Here is a 22954-nt window from a genome sequence, read left to right as displayed (position 1 = left end):
GATCGGGTGCACTTCAGCGTCATGGAGTCGCTGTCGATTGAAGACGCGAAGCGCGCAAAAAGAGTCGCACGGTGCGCGTGGAAGCGGGGCGTCACTTCACGAGCACCGGCAGGGCAGGGCAGGGCTTGTCACGAATTCGGCACTTCCAGGATTCCGCCTCAGGCCGGCACTCGCAGCCGCTCGGCCTCGCGAAGGACCTCGGCCTTGAGCCCTTCGTCGTCCATCCGATGGCAGATCTCCAAGGCAGCCCGGAGCTCTCCGGTCGCCTCGCCGACCCGGCCGGCCTTCGACAGCACCTCCATCCGGTCGATCCTGATCTCGCGGGCGAGCTCCGCGGAGTTCATCCGCTCCGCCGCCCGCAGCGCGTGGTCCAGATGCCCCAGCCCTTCGGCCAATCCGCCGAACGCGGACAGGGCCTTGCCGAGCTGCATCCGGGTATAGGTCTCGCCGATCTCATCGGCCAGGTCCAGCCGGAGGTCGAAAGCCTCCCGCAGCAGCTCGATCGCCTCGGCCAGCTCACCCCGGACCCGCTGGTGCATGCCGAGGCTGTGCAGCAGCAACGCGGTCCAGGGCGGATCGCCGTACTCGCGGGCGAGGTCGAGCCCGGCCCGCAATGACTCCTCGGCGGCGTCGAGGTCGCCCCACTCGGTCCGGAAGATGCCGAAGGTGTTCAGTGTCGTGATGCGCTCCACGGGATCGCTCACCATGGGCAGCAGCTCGATCGCCGGCTCGATGCAGGCACGCGCCTCCGGATACCGGCGCAGCCGCTGGAGGTTGATCGCGACGAGCCGCCGCGCTATCAGCTCGGCCATCGGATCGTGGCGGTCTCTGGCGTGCTCGACCACCCGGCCCGCCACCGCCACGGTGTCGCGGAAGGTCCCGGCGATGCCGTCGTGGCTGGTGAGGGTACGCAGCATCGCCACGCCGACCGCTGCCGGAACGGCCGGAAGCGTGGGCAGCGCGAACAGCAGCTCCCGCATCGACCCGGACGTGTCGGCCAGCCAGCGCAGCCCGTCGGCCCGCGACGGCGGATCGACAGCCGTCGCCCGCTTCAGCGGGCTGGGCGGCAGCGGCCGCCCGATCAGGGGGCGTACGCGCTGCCAGGCCAGCCGCGCCGACTCGGCGTAGAACCAGGCGGCCCGGTAGATCGCCGCCTCGGTCTCGGCCGGGGGCAGCTCGGCGGCGAGTTCCCGGGCGAACAGGCGCAGCAGGTCATGCAGCCGCAGGCACCCCTGGTCGCTGGTCACGAGCTGGAGCTCGACCAGGCGGCCCACGCAGGCGTCGTCGCTGCCGGTGTCGATGAGCGCGTAGGCGGCTTCGACGGCGCATACCGACACGGGCAGCAGGCCCAGCAGGCAGAACAGGGTCGCGGCGTCGCGGTCCACCGGGTCGTCGCTGCCGGACAGGGCGACGAAGCTCGACATGAACGTCGCACGGACCCCGGTGTCGCGATAGCCGAGCTCGTTCAACCGCAGCCGGTCGTCGCCTAGCCGCAGGGCGAGGTCCTCGACGGTCAGGTCGGTGCGGCTGGCCAGGCGTGCGGCCGCCATCCGCAGGGCCAGCGGCAGCCCGCCGCACAGCTCCGCGATCTGCCGCAGTGGGCCCTCCCCGGCGTCGATGAGTGCTCTGAGCAGCTCGAGCGCGTCGTCGGCGTCCAAGGTCGGCAGGGTCCGGCGGGCGGTCAGGTCCAGGTCGACCAGGCGCCGCCGGGAGGTGATGACGACCGTGCAAGCGGCGCCGTTGGGCAGCAGCGGTCGGACCTGCTCCGCATCGAGGACGTTGTCGAGCACGACCACCAGGCTGCGGGCGTGGGTGAGGCTGCGCCAGCGGGCCGACAAGCCCTCCACCTCCTGCTGGCCCAGCTCCGACTCGCCCAGCGACCGCAGCAGCCGGAGCAGGACCTCGTCCGGGGTGGGCGTCCTCAGCCCGCTGCGCCCGCCCTGCAGGTCGACGTAGATCTCGCCGTCGGCCTGCTCGCCGCTGCCCTCGCTGAGCCGGTGGGCGAGTTCGACGGCGAGAGCCGACTTGCCGATACCGCCCGGACCGTCGATCGCCAGCACCAGCGGGCAGCGGCGGTCGTGCTTCTCGGCCGCCAGCAGCAGCGCCTCGACGTCTTCCGTGCGCCCGACGAAGACCGCCGGCCGGGCGGGCAGCTCGTGCGGAACGGCAGGCTGGGACGGAGCCGGGGGAGGGGCGAGGACCGCGGACTCCCGCGCGAGGATCGACCGTTGCAGGTCGACCAGTTCCGCACCGGGGTCGACGCCGAGGCGCTCGGCCAGCACCTCCCGAGCCCGGTGGTACGCCTCCAGCGCACCCGCCGTGTCTCCGGTGGCCGCCAGCGTCCGCATCAGCAGCGCCCACAGACTCTCCCGGGTCGGGTGTTCGGCCACCATCCGGTGCAGCTCCTCGGCCAGCCCCGGATCGGGACCCCGGCACAGCCGCAGGTCGGCGTACTCCTCCATCACGATCGCGCGCCGGTCTGTGACCGATGCGAGCTGAAAGGAGAGTGGAGTGTCGTCCGGCAGGTCCTCGCCGCAGGCGCCGCGCCACATCCCCAGCGCCTTCTCGTAGTGGCGCCCGGCTTCGGCGAGATCACCGGCAGACCGGCCCAGCCGGGCCGCCGCGACCTCAGCGGTGAACTGCCCCAGGTCGGAATCGGCGGCCGGCACGTCGAGGACGTAGCCGCCGTCGCGCGCATGCAGGACCGGACCCAGCACCTTCCGGAGTCCATGGGCATAGGTGCGGGTGTTGGCGGTCGCCGATGCCGGCGGATCGCCCCAGAGAAGCTCCAGCAGGCGCCGCATCGGCAGGACGCGGCCGGGCTCCAGCAGCAGGGCGACGAGGAGCGTTCGCTGCTTGGGGCTGCCCAGGTCGAGATCGACTCCATCCCGGCATGCCGCCGTCGGTCCGAGAATCCGAAAGCGCAGCCCGGACAAGAGCGATTCCCTCCCCGACGACGGATGCATGCATCACACATGCCCATATGTATCTTGCATGTAGGCCGTATATAGAGCCAACCGCAAGCCTTGTCGGGGTACGCACGACCTGACGAGGAGGAGCGATGCTCATCAACAAAGCCCGCGCGGGCTTGGCCGTGGTGGCGGTCACCGTCGCCGCCGGCGTGTTCGCCGTCGGCTCACCGGCCAGCGCTGCCGGCTGCGGCAGCGCTGGGACCAACAAGGACCCGTCTGGTGCCGGCGAGTACACGGGTCTGCTGCACCGATAGGTGACAGGTGTAGTCACGCGGCCTGACTGGCCTGTGGGGTCATGATGGTCTCGAACTCGATAGGGGTCAACTTGCCTAGCGGGCGCTGGCGTCGACGGCGGTGGTAGGTGCGCTCGATCCAGGTCACGATCGCGGTGCGCAGCTGTTCACGGGTGGCCCAGGTGCGGCGGTCCAGGACGTTGTTCTGCAGCAGGCCGAAGAACGACTCCATGGCCGCGTTGTCGCCGGCGGCTCCGACCCGGCCCATCGAGCCGAGCATCCGGTGCCGGTGCAGCGCGCCGACGAACTTCCTTGATCGGAATTGGCTGCCGCGGTCGGTGTGCAGAACGCATCCGGCCACGCCGTTGCGGCGGGCGACGGCGTTGTTCAGCGCGTTCACGGCCAGCCGGGACTTCATGCGCGAGTCGATCGAGTAGCCGACGATCCGGTTGGACCAGACGTCCTTGACCGCGCACAGGTACAGCTTGCCCTCGCCGGTGCGATGTTCGGTGATGTCGGCAAGCCACAGCCGGTTCGGCCCGGCGGCGGTGAAGTCCCGGCGCACGAGGTCGTCGTGGACCGGCGGACCGACCTTGCGGCCCTTGCCACGCCGTTTGCGGGCGAAGGCGCTGAACCAGCCACCGCTGGAGCAGATCTTCCACGCGGTCCTGTCGGCCATCGGCTGCCCGGCCGCGGCGGCCTCGTCGGCCAGGAACCGGTACCCGAACTCCGGATCGTCGCGGTGAGCGTCGAACAGCGCGTCGGCTCGCCACGCCTGCGTGTACTCAGCCAGGGTGACCGGTTCGGCAAGCCACCGGTAGTAGTGCTGGCGGGAGATCTTCAGTACCCGGCACGTCACCGCGACGGGGATGCCGTCGGCGGCCAGATCCTTCACGAGCGGGTAGATCCTTTTCCCGGCAGGTGCGCCTGCGACAGGTAGGCCGCAGCCCGGCGCAGGACCTCGTTCTCCTGTTCGAGGAGCCTGATCCGCTTGCGCGCCTCGCGGAGCTCTGCAGACTCGGTGCTGCTCACGCCGGGTCTGGTCCCGGCGTCGACGTCGGCGGCGCGCAGCCACTTGAACAACGTCATCGGATGCACGCCGAAGTCATTGGCGATCTGCTCAACCGTCACGCCGGCATCACGGTTTTGCGCGACCCGCACGACATCGTCACGGAACTCACGGGGGTAGGGCTTGGGCACAGCGACATCCTTCCAGCCTGCCCACAGGGCAAGCCATCTCGAATGTCACCTATCGGTGCAGCAGACCCCACCCTGGATTCCTCGCCGCTGCGCACCGGACCGTACGAGTCCTGCACGTCGCTCAAGACCCTGCCCGGGTCGACGGCGCTGGACTACTACTGCTATGTCACCAACTCCTACGACCACACCTGGACCTATGTGAAGGTCCGGGGTCAGAACCTCTACGGCTGGATCTTCGACGACCACCTCTACAGCAACGGCAGCCCGTACAAGTGCTAATACGCAGCGTGCGCGGTGCATGAAGGAGGCGCCACCCGGCCTGCAGGCCGGGTGGCGCCTCCTTCAGCGCTGTCGGCGCTCCGCCGGTTGGGGGGCCGCACCTATGTCGATGCGGCCCCGAACGATGATCAACTCAGCAGGGGTCGAGCCAGCCGCTCTGGACCCAGCCCCAGCGGCTGTAGTCGTACGAGTACACGTAGGACCATCCGGTGACGGAGTAGGAGTAGTCGACCCACCACCCGTAGTGCAGCGTGCCGATATACGTCGAGCCTCCGGGCTGCGTGCGCAGCAAGAGGTCCTGTGCGCAGACGTAGTGGAGGGACTGGATTGTGGCACCGTCACCGGCGGCGACGGCAGCCGGCGGGGAGGCCGGGGCGGCAGTGGCCGGCCCCGCCATAGAGCCGATGAGGGTGGCGGACAGCGCGATCATCAAGCCGATCTTGCGCAACATGGATGCTGAACTCCTTCGTGATCGGTGAGCGAACCCTGACCATAGATCTATTTATATATCTCGTTGAAATTAAACAGAATTCACGGTAGTTACTCATCGTGAATTAGATGTCAACCGAATGTAACTGACCGTCAACAGCTCTGACGTCGTGGAGGTGCTGGGCTACGACGCGCCGGAACTGCGGTCCGGCGCGTCGTCGACACGGCATCCACAGCCTGACCCGGTCACGAAGCCAGGCCGCGGCGAGAGGTCTGGTGCACTCGAAGTTCTCTGGTCAGCCTCCGATTGACGGAGGCAGGGCGCGCGAGCGCTGCTGAGCGCCCGGCGTGCCGTACGGATAGTCGGACACGATCGGCGAGCTGACCTCGGTGAGCAGACCCCTCTCCTGCTCGGACAGGCGCAACTCGGCGGCGCCGAGGTTGTCGTCGAGCTGTTCGAGCGTTCGTGCGCCGAGGATCACCGAGGTGATCGCCGGCCTGCCCGCGACCCAGGCCAGCGCCACCTGCGACATGGACACGCCGCGACCGTCGGCGACCTGCCGCACCGCGTCGATGACCTGCCACGTGCGCTCCTGCGCGTTGCGCGGTGCATAGGCCTCCATGCCGCGCTGCGGATCCTCGCCGAGTCGGGTCGCGCCCGTCGGGGTGTGATCACGGGCGTACTTCCCCGTCAGCCAGCCGCCTGCCAGCGGTGACCACGGCAGAATCCCGATGCTCTCATTGCGGCACACATCGACCAGCTCGAACTCGATATCGCGTACCAGCAGGTTGTACTGGGGCTGCAGCGTCACGACGGGCACAAGCCCCCGGAACTGGGCCGTCAGTGCGGCTTTCTGCAGCTGCCAGCCGAGGAAGTTGCTGACGCCCGCGTATCGGATCTTGCCGGCGCGCACCGCGTCGTCGAAGAACCGCAGAGTCTCCTCGATCGGTGTCAGGGGATCCCAGGCGTGGGCCTGGTAGAGGTCGATGGTCTCGACGCCGAGCCGGCGCAGGCTCGCGTCCAGCGCCCGGGACAGGCTGGTGCGGGTCAGGCCGGCGTCATTGGGTCCGTCTCCCATCGGGAAACGCCCCTTCGTCGCGACGACGATCTGATCCCGCACGCCCTGCCGGGCGGCCAGCCAGCGACCGACGATCTCCTCCGACAGACCACGGGAGTACACGTCGGCCGTGTCGATGAAGTTCCCCCCTCGCTCGATGAACCGATCGAGCTGAGCATGCGACACCTCCTCGCTGCTCTCCTTGCCGAACGTCATCGTGCCCAGGCACTGTGCGGACACCACCGTGCCGGTGCCGCCCAAGGTGCGGTACTCCATCGTTGCGCCTCCAAACATCCAGGGCTGAGGTCCTCATGCTCCCAGCAGCTCACCGGCTCGGCGGTAGCAGGTCTGGCGACGTGGTGCCGGGCTGGAACGGCACGAGGACGCGCCTACGACGATCACCTCGTCGAGGACCGCGAGCCGCCGCCGCGGCTGAGGCGTTCGGGCGTGCGGTAGCCGCCCGGGTCGCCGGCTCAGTGCGGGTAGGCGCGGGGCACGCGGGTGGATGTCTGGTGGCGGAACGCTTCGATGCGGCCGGCGACCTGGTTCATGCCGATCGTGTCGTCGATCAGGTCGAGGTAGAGGTTCTGCTGGGCGAGGCCGGCGAGGTCGAAGGTGAAGTACAGGCCCATGAGCGGGTTGACGAACAGCTTGCTGTCGGCGGTGCGGCGGGTGAAGCGGATGTCGCCGTGGCGTCCGTCGAGCGCGGCGGCGATCTGCCCGTTGACGATGCTCGGCCGTAGCGGCGTCGCGGCCTGGGCGTGCGCGACGGCGTCGCGGTAGAGCTCGGCCTCCTGCGAGCGGCTCGGGATGGAGAAGGCTCCGAGGTAGGCGCCTTCGCGGTCGAGGTCGGCGATGTTCTCGAGTACCTGAACGTGGTTGACGCCGTGGTAGGCGTCGATGCCGAAGCCGAGGCAGGCGACGAGCCGTACGGGGATGTGGGGGAGTCCGGCGACTGCGGCGAGGCTGGTCATGTCCTCGACGGGCGTGCCGAGGCCGGATTCGTCGCCGCGCATGAGGATGTCGGTGCCGCCGTCGACGAGCACGACGGCGTCGATGCCGAGGCTGCCGGTCAGGGTCCGGTACGCGGTGCGCAGTGGTTGCACGCCGGTCTGCGGGAACGCGTACACGGTGGCTGGTAGGTCGTGGGCGGCGAGCCAGACGGCGAGGGAGCGTTCCGGGAAGTAGCCGTCCAGGCCGGTGGTGGCCGGCGTGATCGCGGCGATGTCCTGGTCGAGCCAGACGTCGAGGTCGAGAAGGTGCAGTTCGGAGAACGACAGGTTGGCCAGGTACACCTGCCTGTCGCCGCTCATCAGGGCGAGGGCGAGGGGGAGGCCGGCGTAGACGTCGAAGCCGCCGCCCGCGCCCGCGATCAGGACACGCCGGCACGGGTCGAGCGCGGAGAAGATCGCGGGTCGCTGCATGTGGCCTCCCAGGACGGCCGTCACCGTACGCACCAGCAAGCTACACCGCCCGCATACGCGCCGGGTTGGTGCTCGGGTCCCAGGGCCGCGGACGACTCGGCCGCCGCACGGCAGCAGATTCGAACCGGGGAGCCGTTGCCGGTACCCGGCCACTCGCGTATGTATGACGGTGAATGCAGTGCGATGTGGAGGAGAAGTCATGCCCTCGGTGCCGTATCCGTCGAAGCCACGCGTGAGCTCGGCGATGGGGTCTGAACCGTCCGGGGAGCCGGCCGCCGCTGACACTCAGGCGTCGCCCCACGGCGCACCACCGGCGACGAGAGCCACCTCGACGGCACTGCTGCGGTTGTACAACCCGGACTCCGGGGACCACCTCTACACCACCTCAGTCACCGAGCGGGATACCGCGGTCGCCAGGTTCGGCTACACGGACGAGGGCGTCGCGGGCCACGTGTCCGCGACGGCGGCCACGGGCACCACACCGCTGCTGCGGTTGTACAACCCGGACTCCGGGGACCACCTCTACACTGCCTCGGTCACCGAGCGGGACACCGCGGTCGCCAGGTTCGGCTACGTGGACGAGGGCATCGCCTGCCATGTGTTCGCGACGGCCGGGGCGGGCACCGCGCCGCTGCTGCGCGTGTACAACCCGAGCAGCATGGACCATTTCTACACCGCCTCGGCAGCCGAGCGGGACACTGCGGTCGCCAGGCTCGGATACGTGGACGAGGGCGTCGCCTGCCACGTCTACCCGAACTGACCGCGACGTCGACGCCGGCTCCACCACCGGTCCGTCCACCTCGGCGCTACCGCGTGGGCGGTGCCAGTGGCTCGTCGAAGTCGCGGGGAACCGGTGGGGGCTGGTCGTACCAGCAGTCGGAGGCATGGCCGATCGATGCTTCGGAGCCGCCGCAGGACAAGCACAGATCACCGCGGCGTATCGCCTGGAAGATGAGGTCGGCCTCGAACTGGCGTGCCTGGCCCTGGCTGATGCCGCGCTGGTAGTCCACGCTGTCGATGCGGGAAGGGTCGTCGCCCACACATGTGCCGGTGACGTCGACCAGCGCACCGGCCACTTCGACCGGGCAGCCGTGTCGCTGAGCGCGGCCCTGGACCTGCACCAGGGACGCCGGCTACCAGCCCGGCGCGGCAAACGCCCACAACTTCCTCGGCACACTGCACCTGCGGACCGGCGATCACGCGGCGGCGGCGCAGGCCCGCACGCGGCGCTCGCCCTCCACCGGGCGGCCGGGTACGCGCTCGGACAGGCCGAGGTCCACAGCAACCTCGGCGCGGTCCACCTCGCCAGGGGCTCCGTGGCGGCCGCCCGCGCCGCTTTCCAGGAGGCTCTGACGCACGCGCGGAGGCGGCGAAGAGCCCGTTGGAGTCGGCGTTGGCCAGGCGCGGGACGGCGTACTGCCGGATCCTCGACGGCGACAGCGGCGTGACGGTGGAGCTCGCCTCGGTGCTGGCCGCCTTCGACCGGATGGGTCTGCCCGACACCGCCGGGCTGCGGGCGCTCCGCCGGTACCTCACCTCGCGGCTGGAGGCGGAACCGGAGCCGCGGCTTCTGGCCTGGTGGTAGCCGGAGCGGGCTCGGACGGGTTTAGCAGCGGGTTCCACCGTCCCCGCCGTCGGGGCGCATACTGGCGCGGTGCTGCCGCTGACCGCGACGTTCTCCGACGATGCCTATGCCCGGGCCCTCGACTCGTGGACCTTCCTCGACCTGACCGGCAAGACGCCGCTGTTCACCAACCTCTTCGGTGACGTCTTCCTCCAGTCCGCCGACGGCTGCTGGTTCCTCGACACCGTCGAGGGCTCCCTCGGCATGCTCTGGGACCGCCCCGCTGCGCTCGCCGCCGAACTGGGCACCCCGGCAGGCGAGAACCGCTACCTCGCCGGGCCGCTCGCGCAGGCAGCCGCCGACCGCGGCCTGATCCTCGGTCCCGGCCAGGTCTACACGTTCCTTCCGCCGCCCATCTTCACCGGCCGCGTCAGCGTCGGCGCGATCGAGGTCTACGACTTCGTCCTGGCCGTCAACATCACCGGCCAGCTGCATCGGCAGATCCGCGACCTGCCGCCCGGCGCCGACATCGGCGGCGTCGTCCTCGGCTGATCCCGGCCGCGAACGCCCTGCCCGGCGAACCGCCTGCGTAGCCGTGGCCGCGCGTACAGGCGGCCGCCGCGGCGCGCGGGCCTGCGGGCCGACTGCCGACGGCGGCCCGGTTTCCGGCCGGGCCCGCCCTGACGGCGGGCCCGCCGCCGGTCAGCCTCAGTTCTGCCCGGCGGGCTGCCGGGTGGTGGCGTTGATGCGGTTGAAGAAGTTGGTCGTCGCGATCCACAGCACCAGCGCCGCGAGCTCGGACTCGCTGAAGTGCTTGGCCGCGGCCTCCCAGATGTGGTCGGGCACCGGGTCCGGCCGGTCGGCCAGGCGGGTGGCGGCCTCGGCGAGTTCGAGTGCGGCCCGTTCGGCGTCGGTGAAGTAGTCGGTCTCGCGCCAGGCGGCGACGGCGAACAGGCGCTCGTCGGTCTCGCCGGAGGCGCGCATCGACCGGGCGCCGGAGTCGACGCAGGCGCTGCAGCCGTTGATCTGGCTGGCGCGCAGGTGGACCAGCTCCAGTGTCGACTTGGCCAGCCCGGCCGAGTGCGCGGCCTTGTAGAGCAGGTTGATGCCCTTCACGGCCTCGGGGAGCAGAGCTGCGGGGTTGTTCATGCGTGCCTGCACGGCATCCTCCATTAGGATCTTGGGATTCACCGGGCCTGTCACATCGGCCCGATCTCGTTCGTCATCGGTATGACGGGCCGCTTCCAAGAGATGTGACAGATGTGGCCTGCATCACATTTGATGGTGATTCGGGGAGGTAGGAGAGGTATGCGGGATCAGGACGGGCTGGCCGAGCGCTTCGAGCAGGACCGTGGACGGCTGCGCGCGGTGGCGCTGCGCATGCTCGGCTCGTCGGCCGAGGCCGACGACGCCGTGCAGGAGGCCTGGCTGCGGCTGAGCCGGACCGACGTCGCCGAGGTCGGCAACCTCAGCGGCTGGCTGACCACCGTCGTCGGCCGGATCTGCCTGGACATGCTGCGTTCGCGCAGCACCCGGCGCGAGGACTTCCTCGACGACCGGGTGGACGACGGCCTCGCACCCGCAGCCACGGTCGCGGGGACCGATCCCGAGCAGGAGACGCTGCTGGCCGACTCGGTGGGGCTGGCCCTGATGGTCGTGCTGGACACCCTGTCTCCCGCCGAGCGGCTGGCGTTCGTGCTGCACGACATGTTCGCGGTGCCGTTCGACGAGGTGGCGCCCGTCATCGGCAAGTCGCCCGACGCCGCCCGGCAGTTGGCCAGCCGCGCCCGCCGCCGGGTTCAGGGCCAGGCACCCGACGGTGCCGTCGAGGACCAGGCCCGCCGCCGCGAGGTCGTCGAGGCGTTCCTGTCGGCCGCCCGTGAAGGCCGCTTCGAGGCGCTGCTGACCGTGCTCGACCCGGACGTGGTGATGCGTTCCGACGCCGCCGCGGTGCGGCTGGGCTCGGCCGCCGAGATCCACGGCGCGTCGACGCTCGCCGACTACTGGAACGGCAAGGCCCGCGATGCCCGCGTCGCGCTGCTCGACGGCATCGTCGGCGCCGTCTGGGCCCCCCGCGGCAAGGTCCGTGTCGCGCTCTCCTTCACCGTCGCCGACGGCCGGATCACCGGCATCCACCTCACCGCCGACCCGCAGCAGCTCACCGACCTGGACATCGCGATCTTCGACTGAGCCACGCCCGCCTGCCTCGGCGTACGGCGCCGAGGCAGGCGGTCTCCGCGAGCAAGCAGCCATCTATCCTAGGATGGCTTAGGCGATGTGACTTGCCGGACGAGCGCACGTCCTGGGATCGGCGGTATGGGTTGCGGTTGACCCAGTCGGCTCAACGGTCGACGTGCGGCCATCGCCGTATCGGGTCCCGAAGACCGGATCGAGCCCGTGGACGTGACTCGGACCTGCGTCGCTCCGACGGTCACGGACCTATGTGGACGTGCGAAGCCCACAACTGCGGATGCGCCGGGTACGCCGCCCGGACGGCATGGACCGCCGCGTGGACGGCATGCGCCGCGTCGTCGGGTCGGTGCAGGCCCCCGTAGATGTGCCGAGCGAACCGGACGAGCGCACGTCCTGGGATCGGCGGTATGGGTTGCGGTTGACCCAGTCGGCTCAACGGTCGACGTGCGGCCATCGCCGTATCGGGTCCCGAAGACCGGATCGAGCCCGTGGACGTGACTCGGACCTGCGTCGCTCCGACGGTCACGGACCTATGTGGACGTGCGAAGCCCACAACTGCGGATGCGCCGGGTACGCCGCCCGGACGGCATGGACCGCCGCGTGGACGGCATGCGCCGCGTCGTCGGGTCGGTGCAGGCCCCCGTAGATGTGCCGAGCGAAGTCGAGGGCGACGGTGTCGGCGATGGGCCATAACGTACCGACGACGTGGCGGAATCCTGCCAGCTGGAAGGCCGAGGCGATGTGGATGGACTCGTCGGCCAGCTCGACGCCGCCGAAGGCGGTCGTGCACGCCGACAGGTACGCCAGGTGCCCCGTCGGGAGCTGCAGCCCGGACAGCTCCCGCACGGTCAACGGCCCGTCGTGCAGAACCAGATGGCTGTCCGCGGGGTCCTCGCCCGCCGCAGCATGGCATGCGAAGTGCGCGAGATCGGTGCGCGGTAACGCGTCCAGTACGGCATCACGGCTGGCGGCCTCGTTGAACAGCGGGGCAGGGCCGCCTCGGAGCGTCCGGTGCACCAGCCGCCCTTCCTCGACCGCCTTCGTCAGCGGCCGGTGCCCGGGCACCGTGTCGATCCCGACGACGAGCGTCTCTCCGGGCCGGTCGACGCGGGCACGGGCGGCGCGGTGGACGGCGCGAACAGTCGGTGCGTACGAGGAGACGACACGATCCAGCACCGTCCGCCCGGCGGAATCGGGCTGCCGCGGATCGTGGTGGCCTGCGGCGTGCAACGGTAGCGCCGCGAGCGGGCCGGTCGGTATCCACCAGACGCGGCGCGGCGGGTCACCGGGACGTGGCGGAGCGCTCCAGCCCAGGTGGTCGAGGACCGGCTCGGCGATGGTGTCCCACATCCAGGCCAGCACTGCGGACAGGTGCGGCCCGGCCGGCATCGTCGGTGCATGTGCCGCCGACATGAATCGGGCGGCGAAGTCAGCGGCGTCGGCGTACGACAGGCCGGGCAGCGGGATCGTCGTGGCCTTTGTCCGGCTGAGGACGAGGGCGTCGGACCGTCTGCGTGCGACGTTGACGGCCACGACCACGCCGTCGCCGACGGCCTCGCTGAGTTCTGCGATCGTCGGCGGCAGCGCGAACCGCTCGAAGCCCGGCCGCTCGCGGACCTCTGCCAGCAACCGCTGCCAGTCCCGGGCGGCGTCGCGCCGAGTCGGCCGCGTCGCCGCCGCCGGCCGGTCTTCGCGGTCGCTCATGTTGAGAACCACGCGGAGCCGGTCGACCTCGGCGGCCAGCTCCGGATGGGTCTGGTGCAGCTCCGCGGTGTCCGTCCGCGTCTCCAGTGCCTGGCTCAGCAGCACGCCGCGGGCCTGCTCCAGCGCCGACCAGGCAAGGGCTGTGTCGCCGAGTTCCATCGCGGCCGCGGCCGCTTCGGCGGCTGCCCCGCTGACCAGGCCGAGGTGGCGCTGGCGGTCGGCTCGACCAAGACCGTGCTGGACGAGCAGGGGCAACAGTTCCAGCACCTCCTGCCAGGCACCGCCCGCCTCGGGCCAGCCGTCGACTGTCGGCGCGAGCTCCGCCCAGGACCGTCCGCAGCGGACGCGCGACGCCGGCGTCGATCCGCCTGCGCGGGTCCCGGCGCGGAAGGCGCCGACCGCCTCGTCGGCGTCCTGCGCCTTGAGCTCGGGATGGACCTCGGCGGCGATGCGGTCGACCAGTCGGCTGCCGAGGTTGTAGAGGAGGGCGGCTCGCTTCGGGTGATCTTCGCCGAGCGTGCTCGTCGCTTCGCGGCCGAAGCGGATGGCCTCGTCGAGGTCCTCCCGCCGACGGTTCTGCATGAATCGGAAGTCGAAGCAGTTGGCGAGGATGCCGGTGTACATCGGGAGGTTGGGGTCGCTCGCCTCCGTTTCCCCGTGCGCGGCCGCCGTGAGCTGGATGGCCTCGTCGAGGTCAGATCCGGTCCCGGTTCGGCCGTAACGGGCGAGCAGTGTCGCGCCCAGGCTGACCAGGCGCAGCCGATGCCGAGGGTGCGCTGGCGTCGTCGACTCGACGGCGAGCCGCAGAGCCAGGATCGCATCGTCGAGGTCATCGGGGTCGCCCTGGTGTTCAGAGCGCTCGAGCAGGACCGAGCTGAGTACCGATAGGCGTGCCTCGCGCTCTGGATGGTCGCGTGCGGTGAACACCATCGTCTGGTGAGCCGCCCGGACTGCCTCCTCCAGGTCTTCGCTCGCCCCCGTCTGAAGGAAGCGCCGGTCCAGAACGTCGCCCAGGTTGTGCAGGTGGATGGCGTGATCACGGTGGTCGACCGGGGTCAGCTCGGCTGCCGCGCGGGCCGCCGAGACCGCCTCGTCTAGATCAGGCAATCCGCCCCGCTGGTCGTGCCGCATCGCCAATGCGGTGCACAGGTTGGTCAGGTGGCCGGCCCGGCGGAAGTCGCGTGCGCCGACAGCCGCCACCGCCCGCCGGCCGGCTTCCACGGCGGCGTCGATGTCGGCCAGGTCGCCGGTTCGGCCGAAGCGCATGCTCAGGCTGAGGCTCAGGTGCGACAGGTAGGTCGCGCGCTCGGGCGCCAGGGCGACGGCCTCCCTACTGGCCAGCACCGCGGCATCGATGTCAGCGGCGTCGCCGGCCCGTCCGAAGACGTACCTCAAGCAGATCGAGAGGGAGTCCAGGGCGTCGGCCCGCCGCCGGGAGTCGGGGCCCGCCAGCTCGACGGCGCGGTGAGCGGCCGCCAGGCCCGCCTGGCGGTCTTCTGCCAGACCGGTACGCCGGAAGCGCTCGCCCAGCGCGCCCGCGAGAAGGCCGAGGGCGCCCAATTCCGGGGCCGCGCCTGCAGTCGCCTCCCGCAGGACGTCGATGGCCTCGGCCAGCCTGTCGGCGTCGTCGGTTCGCTCGAAAGCCTCGTAGAGGGTCAGACCGAGTTGGAGCAGGTGTTCGTCGGTGCGATCCTCGTCGACCAGCAGCCGCCAGACATGGAGCGATTCATCGACATCATCACCGGCGTGGCCGCCGCCGTACCTCGCCCGCTCCCGCAGGCAGGTACCCAGACCGCGCAGGTAGTCGGCCGCCTTCGGCTCGCCGAGAGCGACCAGCGTCAGCGTCTCGCGGTAGAGGTCCACCGCCTCGGCGATGTCGGCGGGGTCGTGGCTGTCCTCGAACCGACCGTGCAGGATCATTGCCCGGTTCGCCAGCAGGTCGGCCCGCGCCGCGTCGTCGGCGTGGGCCGTCTCGATGATGAGCGCGGTGAGGTCGGCCGCGGTGTCGATGTCCTCCTGATCGTGCGTTTCGGCGAATCGCCGTGCCATTGCCCGGCTCAGGTTCGTCAGGTAGTCGATGATCCGCGGGTCCTCGGCCGAGGCCGCCTGGACGGCACGCTCGGCGGTGTCGACGGCTTCATCCACGTCGGCCGGCTCATGTCGTAGCAGGAATCGCTGCTGGAGGACGCCGCTGAGCCGCACGAGCGGGACCGCCTGGACTGGCCCCGCACCGGAGGTAAGCGCGACCGCCTCCCGGGCTGCCTGCAGGGCCTCCTCCAGGTCGGCGGGGGCGTCGCCTGCTTCGTATCGGAGCTGGAGGGCGTGCACCAGATTGGACAGGAAGCGGGCTCGGACGTCCGGCGTGGCGGCGAGGCCGAGGGAGGCTCGTCCGGCGGCGACAGCTCGGTCGACGGCGTCCCGGTCGCCGGTGCGCTCGAAGAGGCTGCGCGCCGACATGCACAGATTCGCCAGATACTCGCCGCGGTACGGATGGTCCGGTGCGACGGCCGCGACCGTACGCTCGAGCAGGCTTACCGCTCGGGCGACGACCTGCGGGTGCGATGACGTCCGGGGATCCGACATGAGGTCGGCCGCCTCGTTGCTCCAGTCCTCGGGGGCGTCGCCATTCGGCTCGGCCATCGGGGCGACCCAGGCGTACAGGTCGGTGGGGACGTCGTGGGGGCTTGCGGGGAAGATCCGCGCGTACCAGCGTACGGCCGCGCTGCGGTCCGGCTCCGCCTCGTCGGCCGGCAGGAGGCGGTACCGAATCCAGTGGTACATGCCGAGGGTGGAGAACACGTCGCGGTCGTCCGGGCCGGCGGTTCGTGCGAGCTCTGCCGCCTCGACCAGCCCGGCCGGGTCCAGCACGCCCTCGGCGGTGCGGTACGGGGCACTGACCTGGCTGATGCGGAACCTTAGTGCCTGGATGAGCTCGTCCCGATTCACAGAACCCGACCTCCAGCCGGCGCCGGCCGCCAGACCGGACGATCGCCCACGCATCAGTATCACCGCGGCCCGGCGTGAAGGCCATCGACGGACCGCGCGGCCATCGGTGCTCTACCGTCGGCGGCGTCGTGGCGGCATCATGGTGGTCATGCGTCCACTTCGGAAGGTCGGCCGGCAGGCCCTGGTGGTGTCGGTGCTGTGGCGGGTGCTCGGCTGGCTGCTGGTGCTGTTCGTCGTGGCGTGCGCGGTCGGTGGTTGGGGCCTGCCGGACGACGACCCGCTCTTCCGGATCGCGGCGATAGGGTTCGCGGTCTTCTTCGTGTACATCGCCGTCCGGTTCGAGATGCTGCTGCGCTCGGCGGGGCGGGCGCGTCGGGAGGACTGAGGCCGAGTCCCACTGCCGTGATCGTGCTGCGGCGCCGCCGACCCGTCCGTCCGGTCAGGGCTGGGGGCGTCGTCTGTGCCCGGCCTCCAGGAGGCGGATCATCTCGGCGATGCGTTGCGGTCGCTGTTCGGGGCGGCGTTTGGTGGCGTCGATCCAGGTGAGGTAGGCGCGGCGGTAGAACTGGGCCAGGGAGTCGAAGAAGGCGCCAGCGGAAGGGCTGGCGTCGAGGGCGGCGGCGATGTCTTCGGCGAGGTCGCCGCGTTGCGGTCCTTCGGCGGTGATGTCGACGGTCACGGTGTCGCCGGCGCGCAGGCCGCAGTCGCGCAGCCACGCGGGTCCGAGGGTGAATCCGAACCCGCCGCGCGCTTTCTCGATGACGCCGCGGACGCGTACGCCGTTGACGGTGCCCGCGATGTGGTGGCGGGGTTTGGCGCCCCACACGGTGTCCGGGTCGAACGGCACCGGGATGAGCAGACGGCCGTTGGGCGCCGACGCGGCTGTGGTCGTGTACTGCTGTGTCGGCAAGGTTGCACGCCTTCGCTCGGGCGGTGGTGGACCGCGGGTCACCGTGCCACGGTACCGGTCGACATAGGTCCGAAGCCGCAGGCGGCGAGCCGGCCGGTGTCCGTCACCCGGCGGCGGAGATCGCCGCCGCCGCCCGCGCTCCTGCCCACAGACCCAGCCTCGCGTCCGCTCCGGCGGAGTATCGGATGGGTACGCCGGCCGGCGGCTGCTCGTGCCGACAGCCGAGTCAGCGGATCGCTTCGATCATCCGCCGGGGGTGACAGTGCAGGCGGTGCCGTCGGCGGGGCAGAGCCGGGAGTTGCCGCCGACGAGGTGCACGCGCAGGTCGTTTCCGGTCAGGCCGGCGTCGTTGAGCATGCGGCGCAGTGCGAGCGGGTCGAGGTCCGGGGGCAGGCCGACGGCGGTCACGGTGACGACGCCGTTCTTGGCTGCGACCGCGGCGATCTGCCAGTGGGCGTCGGCGGCCCACTGGGCGGCGAGGGGCCGGGTCGAGGCGGCGAGTTGCTCGTCGCGGGCTACGGCGAGGGTGCCGACGGTCAGCGGGACGGCGACGAGCAGGACGAGCCCGGCGACGACGGCGAGGGTCGTCCCGCGCAGGCGCCCGACGTGGTGCCCGGCGGTTCGGGCGGCGGCGCGTACGCGGTAGAGGAGGAAGACCAGGGTGCCGGTGGCGATGATGGCGGCGACGTTGGTGGCGAACAGCAGGGCGGACTGCCCTGCGTCGTGGTAGCGGTGGACCTGGAGCAGCAGTCCGGTGACGGCGAGTGGCGGGACGAGCGAGATGGCGATGGCGACGCCGGGCAGGGCGTCGGAGATGTCGGAGCGGACCAGGGCGAAAGCGCCGACGGTGCCGGTGGCGAGCGCGGCGATGAGATCGATGAGGCGGGGGCTGATGCGGGCCGCGACCTGGCTGTTGCTGGCGAAGTCGTCGGGTGGGGCGGCGATGGCGCCGAGAAGGAATCCGATGGCGACGACTGCGGTGGCGCCGGCCAGGACCAGCAGGGCGCTGTGCAGCAGCGGGCGGCGGTCGACGAGGACCAGGGCGAGGGCGCTGCCGAGGATGGGCGTCATCAGGGGCGCGACGATCATGGCACCGATGACCGTGGCGGTGGAGTCGGCGACGACGCCGGCGGAGGCGATGACCGCGGCGAGGGCGAGCAGCACCCAGAACCGGGTGGAGCTGCGGCTGGTCCAGGAACGTTCGATGAACAGGCTGCCGGTCATGCGTGTGACGGCGTCGGCGTCGACGGACCGCACCACGATCGTTCCTCCAATCCCGACAGAACAGCGTCACCATACGAAGCCGTGTCACTACCGAGGGTAGAGGAGCTGATGAGGCAAGATTGGATAAATATCCGAATTATTCCTTTACGTCGGAGTGTCGCCGTGCCGCGAGTGTCTACCCGGTTCCGCCGTCCCGCCACGGTGCTCGCGGCATTGGTGCTGGCCGCCGCCGGTGTGCTGCTGCCTGCGGTTCCGGCGTTCGCGGCGGTGCTGGGGATCGACAAGTCGACGATCGGCGTACCCGCGGACGGTCTTGAGCCGGGCGGATCCTTCACGTATGCGATCCGGGTGGACTGCACGTCGCTGTCGGAGGACTGCCAGAACGTCACCGTGACCGACACCCTGCCGGCCGAGTTCACGGCGGACATCGTGCCCGGTGCGTTCACCTGGTCGGGCGGCCCCGAGACGGTGCCGCCCGGCGGAACCGTCTTCCCGGGCGTGCCCGCCTACACCTATACCTATGACGCGACGACGGGAGACCTGACCTTCACCGTCGCCTCCGTCCCGGCGGGCACGTCGACCTCGGTGCAGGTCGGCATGACACTGCCGGCCGACACGACGGTGCCCGACGGCACGGTCGTCCCCAACACGGCGACGGTCTCCGCGGACAACGCGCCGCCGGCCAGCGACAGCGTGAACGTCGAGGTCAACGTTCCGGTGGTTCCCGATGTCCGGGCGACGAAGGACTGGGCCGACGGGTCGGCGCTTGCGGGGTCGGGGGAGGCCAGCACGGTCACGCTCGGGATCACGAACGCGTCGGCCGGTGCGGCGGCAGTGACCAGCATGACGCTCACGGACCAGACCAACGGGAACCCGGCGACGGACCCGTGGAACTACTTCGACCTGACCGGCTTCGGCGCGGTCACCTACCCGGCCGGCGCCGACCAGGTGCAGATCCAGTACTGCACCCTGCCGTACCCGCAGGCCTGCGGCGGGTGGACGGCAGGTGCGGTGCAGACCGGATCGCCGATCCAGGCCGACGCCGGGGTGGACCTGGCCGCGGTGACGGGCGTGCGGTTCGTGTTCTCCAGCTCGACCGGCGGCCCGATCCCCAACGACGCCTCCGGCAGCGTCGCGTTCACGCTGAAGCTGCGCGACACCGAACGCGTCGACGGCACCACGCCGATCGAGCCGACCCAGACGCAGACGATCACCGACTCCGCCACGCCGTCGGTCACCAACGCCGGCGGCACCACCGACGGCGACCCGGCCACCGACACCTACCAGATCGTGCCCAACATCGCCTCGATCGACATGTCCAAGAGCTGGTTCGCCGACGCCGACGGCGACTTCCAGCCCGACAACCCGCCCAGCGCCCCGGCGCAGCGCCGCTGGCCGGTGTCGGCGGTCGTGACCGCCACCAACACCTCGCCGTTCCCGGTCGAGACGATGACGGTCCGCGAGCCCTCGACGACCGACCCGGAGAGCGGGCTGACGGTGGTCGACGTGACCCAGATCCGGCTGCGGTTCCCCGACGGCGCCGCCACCGCGCACGTGACGGTCACCTGCGCGGACGGGTCCACAGTGGTCAAGGACATCGCCGCGCCGCCGGCGACCGCGGTGCTCAACCGCCCCGCCGACTTCACCTGCCCGGCCGTCGGCCCGGACGATCCGGGCATGAAGGTCACCTCGATCGAGGTCGTCTACGCCAGCCCGCCCGGCACCGCCGCGATCGACACCAACGCCACCGCCGGGCTGGACTTCCACGGCACCCTCGACAACAACGCCGTCCCGGGGAACTCGCCCTACAACAACTGCGCCGACGCCACCGCCGTCAACACCGGCAACGGCTCCACCTCGGCCACCGCGAGCGCCTGCGGCCTGCTGACCGTCACCGCGGGAACCGGACCGTCCGGTCCCGGCACCAAGACCGTCAGCCAGCAGGAACTGCCCGAGGACACCCCGATCGACTACACGATCACCTTCCACAACGACGGCGGCGACCTCAACGACTTCGCCCTGGTCGACCCGCCGAACGTGGAGGACCTCACCGAGGACACCCAGCCGTTCGCGACCGCGCGGATCAACTCGATCACCGGGTCCTGTCCGACCAGCCCCGCCGACATCGTCCTGCTCATCCCCGATACGCCCAACCCGGCGCGGCAGGTGCCCTACGCCACGGCCACCGCCGCCGACCTCGACGCCGCCCGGGGCTTCTTCGTCCGAGCCGACCCGCTGCCCGCCGGCGCGGACTGCAACCTCCAGATCGAGGTCGAGCGCCGACCCGGCATCACCGACAGCGTCACCATCACCAACTGCTACCTGGTCCTCGCCGGTGGCGGCCCGGCGATCAACGGCAGCATCCAGGACTCCACCGACTGCGCGCCCGCCGTGGTCACCAGCCCGCCGCGCAGCGCCGCCAGCCTGCAGAAGTTCATCGAACCCGCCGACGTGCCCCGACCGACGCCGGGCCTCGACCCGCCTGCGGCCGCGGTCAAGCTGCGCGTCGCCAACACCGGCAACACCCACCTGAAATCGCTGACGGTCACCGACTCCGACGACGACGGCGCCGGCTCCGACTTCTTCCGCTCCTTCGACTACGTCGCCATGCAGGGGGTGTCGTTCCCGCCCGGCGCCGACCTGGTCCAGTTCGACGCGTGCACCACCGGCTGCGCCGCCGGAACCTGGATCGCGGGCACGCCGACCGCCGCGAACCCGCCGCCGCTGCCCGGTGGCGCGTCCCCCGCCGACGTGCGGGGGATCCGGGTCACGTTCACCTCGTCGGACCCCGCCCACGGCGGTTTCAACCTGACACCGGGGGAGAACTTCCCGACCACCGGGCCCTGCGTCCAGGCCTCGGTGTGCTTCACGGTCACGCCGCGGGCGACCGACCGCGAGACCGGCGAGCCGGTCCTGGGCACCTACACCGACACCGCTGACGGCCACGGGCAGGCCAACTCCACCATCGGCGGCGACTTCGACATCCCCGCCGTCACCGCCGACCTGACAGTGACCGAGGGCCGGCCCGCCATCGACGTCGACAAGGCGGTCGTCGGCCAGGCCAGCATCGCGCCGGGCCAGACCGGGATCTTCGACCTCACCGTCACCAGCACCGGCACCGCCGCGCTGCCGGACCTGGAGGTCTCCGACCCGATACCGGCCGAGCTGGAGTTCGACGAGACCGGCGTGAACGGCCAGCCCTACGCCATCCAGCGCCTCGACGTCCCCGCCGGTACCACGCCGCCCGGACCGGAGCAGTTCACCCCGCAACGCGACGCCGACGGCCGGGTCACCCGGCTGGTCTGGAAGTTCCCCGGCCTGTTCGCACCCACGAGTGTCCTGGTCATCCGCATCGGCATGCGCATGGCCCCCGGCACCGCCGCGGGGACGACCGCCACCAACACCATGGGTGCCGGATCGTCGAGCACCAACCAGTTCGACTGCAGCGGCAGCCCGCCCGACGGCACCGTCACCGGCGACCCGTTCCTGCCCGGCCGCAACTGCACCTCCCCGGCGAGCCTGACCACCACCGCCGGTGCCTCCTTCAGCGCGAGCAAATGGTCGGCGGGCAACCCCGACCTCGGCCTCTACGACAACGTACGGGCGAAGTTCACCCCTCTCGACGACCCGCTCTGCCCCCACCTGACCCGCGCCGGCGTCGTCTTCACCCGCTACCCGTGCATCCCGCTGGTCTACCCGGGGCAGAACTTCACCTTCCTGGCCCGCATGACCAACAACGGCACCTTCGCCGCCCTCGACGCCCGCGTCGTCGACGTGCTGCCCGCACCCGGCGACACCGGCGTCATCGACCCCAGCGACCGGGGCACGATGTGGGACGTCCCGCCGCAGCTCGTCGCCCCGCCGACCGTCACACCCACGCCGGGCAGCACCATCGACACCCAGCTCACCTACTCCACCGCCAGCCCGCCCTGCACCGACGACCTGTCCCCGCCCGCCGCCTGCCCCGCAGGCGCGTGGGTGCCGGGCTTCGACCCGGCCGCGACCGGCGTGCAGGCCTACGCGCAGTTCCCCGCACCGGGCCTCGCACCCGGGGCGGCCTTCGACCTCACCTGGCAGATGACCTCGCCCACCGACCTCGACCAGCCGGTCAGCCCGTCGATCGCCTGGAACTCCTTCGGCCACACCGAGCTCATCGACACCCCCGGGACACCCCGGCAGCTCGGCGCGGTCGAACCTCAGAAGGCCGGCATCGGCCTCGTCTTCGGCGGCGTACGCATCATCAAGACCGTGACCGCAGAACCCGGCGCGACGGTGCCGACCGGCTCGTACGAGCTCGCCTACACCTGCACCGTCACACCCGACACCGGTGACCCGGTCCAGGTGCGCACCGGCACCGCGGAGTTCGGACCGGACCAGCCGTGGGAACTCGACGGGGTGCCGGCCCACGCGACCTGCGTCATCTACGAGACCGACCCGCGCGGCGGCGCCACCGACCACCCCGAGAGCGACCCGCTGACGATCATCATTCCCTGGGACGCCACCGCGGCACCGGCCACCGCCGCCGTCACCAACACCTTCGTCGCGCCGCCCCCGCCGCCCCCGCCCGTGCCGAGCCCCACGGCAGACGGCGGCGAACTGCCCCGGACCGGGGCGTCGCTGCTGCCGATCACCGCCACCGGGGTGGCGGCCGTCCTGTCCGGACTGGTCCTGCTGGCGGGCACGGCTGTTCGCCGGCGCAGGCCGCGGTAAAGGGGTGGTCCATGCGCATGCCCCACACCCGAGCGGGGGCGGAGGTCGACGCCGCGCGGCATCGGAGCGGGCTGTGTCCGGCGCTGCGGCACGGACCCGTAACCTCTG

The 22954-nt window shown here is 71.1% G+C and carries 19 protein-coding genes; 8 read left to right on the top strand and 11 right to left on the bottom strand.

What is annotated here, in order from left to right; all coding sequences use genetic code 11:
• Positions 1 to 158 precede the first annotated feature (158 nt).
• Positions 159 to 2936 carry an AfsR/SARP family transcriptional regulator gene (locus F4553_RS09335; RefSeq protein WP_184834536.1) on the bottom strand — a complete coding sequence of 926 codons (2778 nt, stop codon included), beginning with the start codon at positions 2934 to 2936 and terminating at the stop codon, positions 159 to 161.
• Positions 2937 to 3061: 125 nt separating this feature from the next.
• Between F4553_RS09335 and F4553_RS09330 the strand changes: the two genes are divergently transcribed.
• Positions 3062 to 3226, top strand: coding sequence for a hypothetical protein (locus tag F4553_RS09330; protein WP_184834534.1), 165 nt, complete (start codon positions 3062 to 3064; stop codon positions 3224 to 3226).
• Between the two features lie 13 nt (positions 3227 to 3239).
• On the opposite strand, the gene F4553_RS09325 is transcribed toward F4553_RS09330, so the two are convergent.
• Positions 3240 to 4405, bottom strand: a protein-coding gene (locus F4553_RS09325; RefSeq protein ID WP_184830570.1) for an IS3 family transposase whose coding sequence is annotated in 2 segments (ribosomal slippage) — positions 3240 to 4118 and positions 4121 to 4405 — 1164 coding nt in all. Because the reading frame shifts where the segments join, the coding sequence is not laid out codon by codon here.
• Between the two features lie 42 nt (positions 4406 to 4447).
• Here F4553_RS09325 and F4553_RS09320 point away from each other — a divergent pair.
• Entirely contained in the window at positions 4448 to 4684 is a 237-nt protein-coding gene (locus tag F4553_RS09320) for a hypothetical protein (protein WP_184834532.1), read from the top strand.
• Positions 4685 to 4817: 133 nt separating this feature from the next.
• Here the strand turns inward: F4553_RS09320 and F4553_RS09315 are convergent, their stop codons facing one another.
• From F4553_RS09315 to F4553_RS09305, 3 genes are all read right to left on the bottom strand, one after another.
• Positions 4818 to 5135 carry a hypothetical protein gene (locus tag F4553_RS09315; RefSeq protein WP_184834529.1) on the bottom strand — a complete coding sequence of 106 codons (318 nt, stop codon included), beginning with the start codon at positions 5133 to 5135 and terminating at the stop codon, positions 4818 to 4820.
• A gap of 274 nt (positions 5136 to 5409) precedes the next feature.
• The gene (locus tag F4553_RS09310) at positions 5410 to 6447 is read right to left on the bottom strand and encodes an aldo/keto reductase (RefSeq protein ID WP_184834527.1); all 1038 of its coding nucleotides are present in this window, start codon (positions 6445 to 6447) and stop codon (positions 5410 to 5412) included.
• Between the two features lie 197 nt (positions 6448 to 6644).
• Positions 6645 to 7595 (bottom strand): DUF1152 domain-containing protein, encoded by a 951-nt coding sequence (locus tag F4553_RS09305; protein WP_184834525.1) that lies wholly within the window; start codon positions 7593 to 7595, stop codon positions 6645 to 6647.
• A gap of 244 nt (positions 7596 to 7839) precedes the next feature.
• Between F4553_RS09305 and F4553_RS09300 the strand changes: the two genes are divergently transcribed.
• Positions 7840 to 8355: a hypothetical protein gene (locus F4553_RS09300; RefSeq protein WP_221469828.1), complete on the top strand. Its 516-nt coding sequence runs from the start codon at positions 7840 to 7842 to the stop codon at positions 8353 to 8355.
• A gap of 46 nt (positions 8356 to 8401) precedes the next feature.
• On the opposite strand, the gene F4553_RS09295 is transcribed toward F4553_RS09300, so the two are convergent.
• The gene (locus F4553_RS09295; RefSeq protein ID WP_184834521.1) at positions 8402 to 8716 is read right to left on the bottom strand and encodes a hypothetical protein; all 315 of its coding nucleotides are present in this window, start codon (positions 8714 to 8716) and stop codon (positions 8402 to 8404) included.
• A gap of 75 nt (positions 8717 to 8791) precedes the next feature.
• Positions 8792 to 8953 (bottom strand): hypothetical protein, encoded by a 162-nt coding sequence (locus F4553_RS09290; RefSeq protein ID WP_184834519.1) that lies wholly within the window; start codon positions 8951 to 8953, stop codon positions 8792 to 8794.
• A 35-nt stretch (positions 8954 to 8988) separates the two neighbouring features.
• Here F4553_RS09290 and F4553_RS09285 point away from each other — a divergent pair, with 35 nt between their 5' ends.
• Both F4553_RS09285 and F4553_RS09280 read left to right on the top strand, forming a co-directional pair.
• Positions 8989 to 9180, top strand: a complete 192-nt coding sequence (locus tag F4553_RS09285; protein WP_184834517.1) for a hypothetical protein — start codon at positions 8989 to 8991, stop codon at positions 9178 to 9180.
• 69 nt (positions 9181 to 9249) lie between these two features.
• Complete coding sequence (locus F4553_RS09280; protein ID WP_184834515.1) at positions 9250 to 9711, top strand: hypothetical protein; 462 nt, start codon at positions 9250 to 9252, stop codon at positions 9709 to 9711.
• Between the two features lie 156 nt (positions 9712 to 9867).
• On the opposite strand, the gene F4553_RS09275 is transcribed toward F4553_RS09280, so the two are convergent.
• Positions 9868 to 10320, bottom strand: coding sequence for a carboxymuconolactone decarboxylase family protein (locus tag F4553_RS09275; protein ID WP_184834513.1), 453 nt, complete (start codon positions 10318 to 10320; stop codon positions 9868 to 9870).
• A gap of 147 nt (positions 10321 to 10467) precedes the next feature.
• Here F4553_RS09275 and F4553_RS09270 point away from each other — a divergent pair, with 147 nt between their 5' ends.
• Positions 10468 to 11349 (top strand): sigma-70 family RNA polymerase sigma factor, encoded by an 882-nt coding sequence (locus F4553_RS09270; RefSeq protein ID WP_184834511.1) that lies wholly within the window; start codon positions 10468 to 10470, stop codon positions 11347 to 11349.
• Positions 11350 to 11874: 525 nt separating this feature from the next.
• Here F4553_RS09270 and F4553_RS42320 read toward each other — a convergent pair.
• Complete coding sequence (locus tag F4553_RS42320; RefSeq protein WP_184834509.1) at positions 11875 to 16002, bottom strand: CHAT domain-containing protein; 4128 nt, start codon at positions 16000 to 16002, stop codon at positions 11875 to 11877.
• Between the two features lie 148 nt (positions 16003 to 16150).
• Between F4553_RS42320 and F4553_RS09260 the strand changes: the two genes are divergently transcribed.
• Positions 16151 to 16387 carry a hypothetical protein gene (locus F4553_RS09260; RefSeq protein WP_184834507.1) on the top strand — a complete coding sequence of 79 codons (237 nt, stop codon included), beginning with the start codon at positions 16151 to 16153 and terminating at the stop codon, positions 16385 to 16387.
• Positions 16388 to 16441: 54 nt separating this feature from the next.
• Here the strand turns inward: F4553_RS09260 and F4553_RS09255 are convergent, their stop codons facing one another.
• Both F4553_RS09255 and F4553_RS09250 read right to left on the bottom strand, forming a co-directional pair.
• On the bottom strand, positions 16442 to 16912 hold the full coding sequence (locus F4553_RS09255; protein WP_184834505.1) for a YdeI/OmpD-associated family protein: 471 nt from the start codon (positions 16910 to 16912) through the stop codon (positions 16442 to 16444).
• A gap of 243 nt (positions 16913 to 17155) precedes the next feature.
• Entirely contained in the window at positions 17156 to 18172 is a 1017-nt protein-coding gene (locus F4553_RS09250; protein ID WP_221469827.1) for a DUF389 domain-containing protein, read from the bottom strand.
• A gap of 126 nt (positions 18173 to 18298) precedes the next feature.
• Between F4553_RS09250 and F4553_RS09245 the strand changes: the two genes are divergently transcribed.
• Positions 18299 to 22846 carry a DUF5979 domain-containing protein gene (locus tag F4553_RS09245; RefSeq protein WP_184834503.1) on the top strand — a complete coding sequence of 1516 codons (4548 nt, stop codon included), beginning with the start codon at positions 18299 to 18301 and terminating at the stop codon, positions 22844 to 22846.
• Positions 22847 to 22954: the final 108 nt, after the last annotated feature.

The sequence above is a fragment of the Allocatelliglobosispora scoriae genome (assembly GCF_014204945.1).
Classification (GTDB): Bacteria; Actinomycetota; Actinomycetes; order Mycobacteriales; family Micromonosporaceae; genus Allocatelliglobosispora; species Allocatelliglobosispora scoriae.
The sequence above is the reverse complement of the archived record's forward strand: the minus strand, read 5'-3'. Positions and strand labels throughout refer to the sequence as shown.

Excerpts from the sequence above, each read along its gene's own strand:
- F4553_RS09330 (WP_184834534.1), top strand. The coding sequence starts at position 3,062 with ATGCTCATCAACAAAGCCCGCGCGGGCTTGGCCGTGGTGGCGGTCACC.
- F4553_RS09320 (WP_184834532.1), top strand. The coding sequence starts at position 4,448 with ATGTCACCTATCGGTGCAGCAGACCCCACCCTGGATTCCTCGCCGCTG.
- F4553_RS09315 (WP_184834529.1), bottom strand. The coding sequence starts at position 5,135 with ATGTTGCGCAAGATCGGCTTGATGATCGCGCTGTCCGCCACCCTCATC.
- F4553_RS09310 (WP_184834527.1), bottom strand. The coding sequence starts at position 6,447 with ATGGAGTACCGCACCTTGGGCGGCACCGGCACGGTGGTGTCCGCACAG.
- F4553_RS09305 (WP_184834525.1), bottom strand. The coding sequence starts at position 7,595 with ATGCAGCGACCCGCGATCTTCTCCGCGCTCGACCCGTGCCGGCGTGTC.
- F4553_RS09300 (WP_221469828.1), top strand. The coding sequence starts at position 7,840 with ATGGGGTCTGAACCGTCCGGGGAGCCGGCCGCCGCTGACACTCAGGCG.
- F4553_RS09270 (WP_184834511.1), top strand. The coding sequence starts at position 10,468 with ATGCGGGATCAGGACGGGCTGGCCGAGCGCTTCGAGCAGGACCGTGGA.
- F4553_RS09260 (WP_184834507.1), top strand. The coding sequence starts at position 16,151 with ATGCGTCCACTTCGGAAGGTCGGCCGGCAGGCCCTGGTGGTGTCGGTG.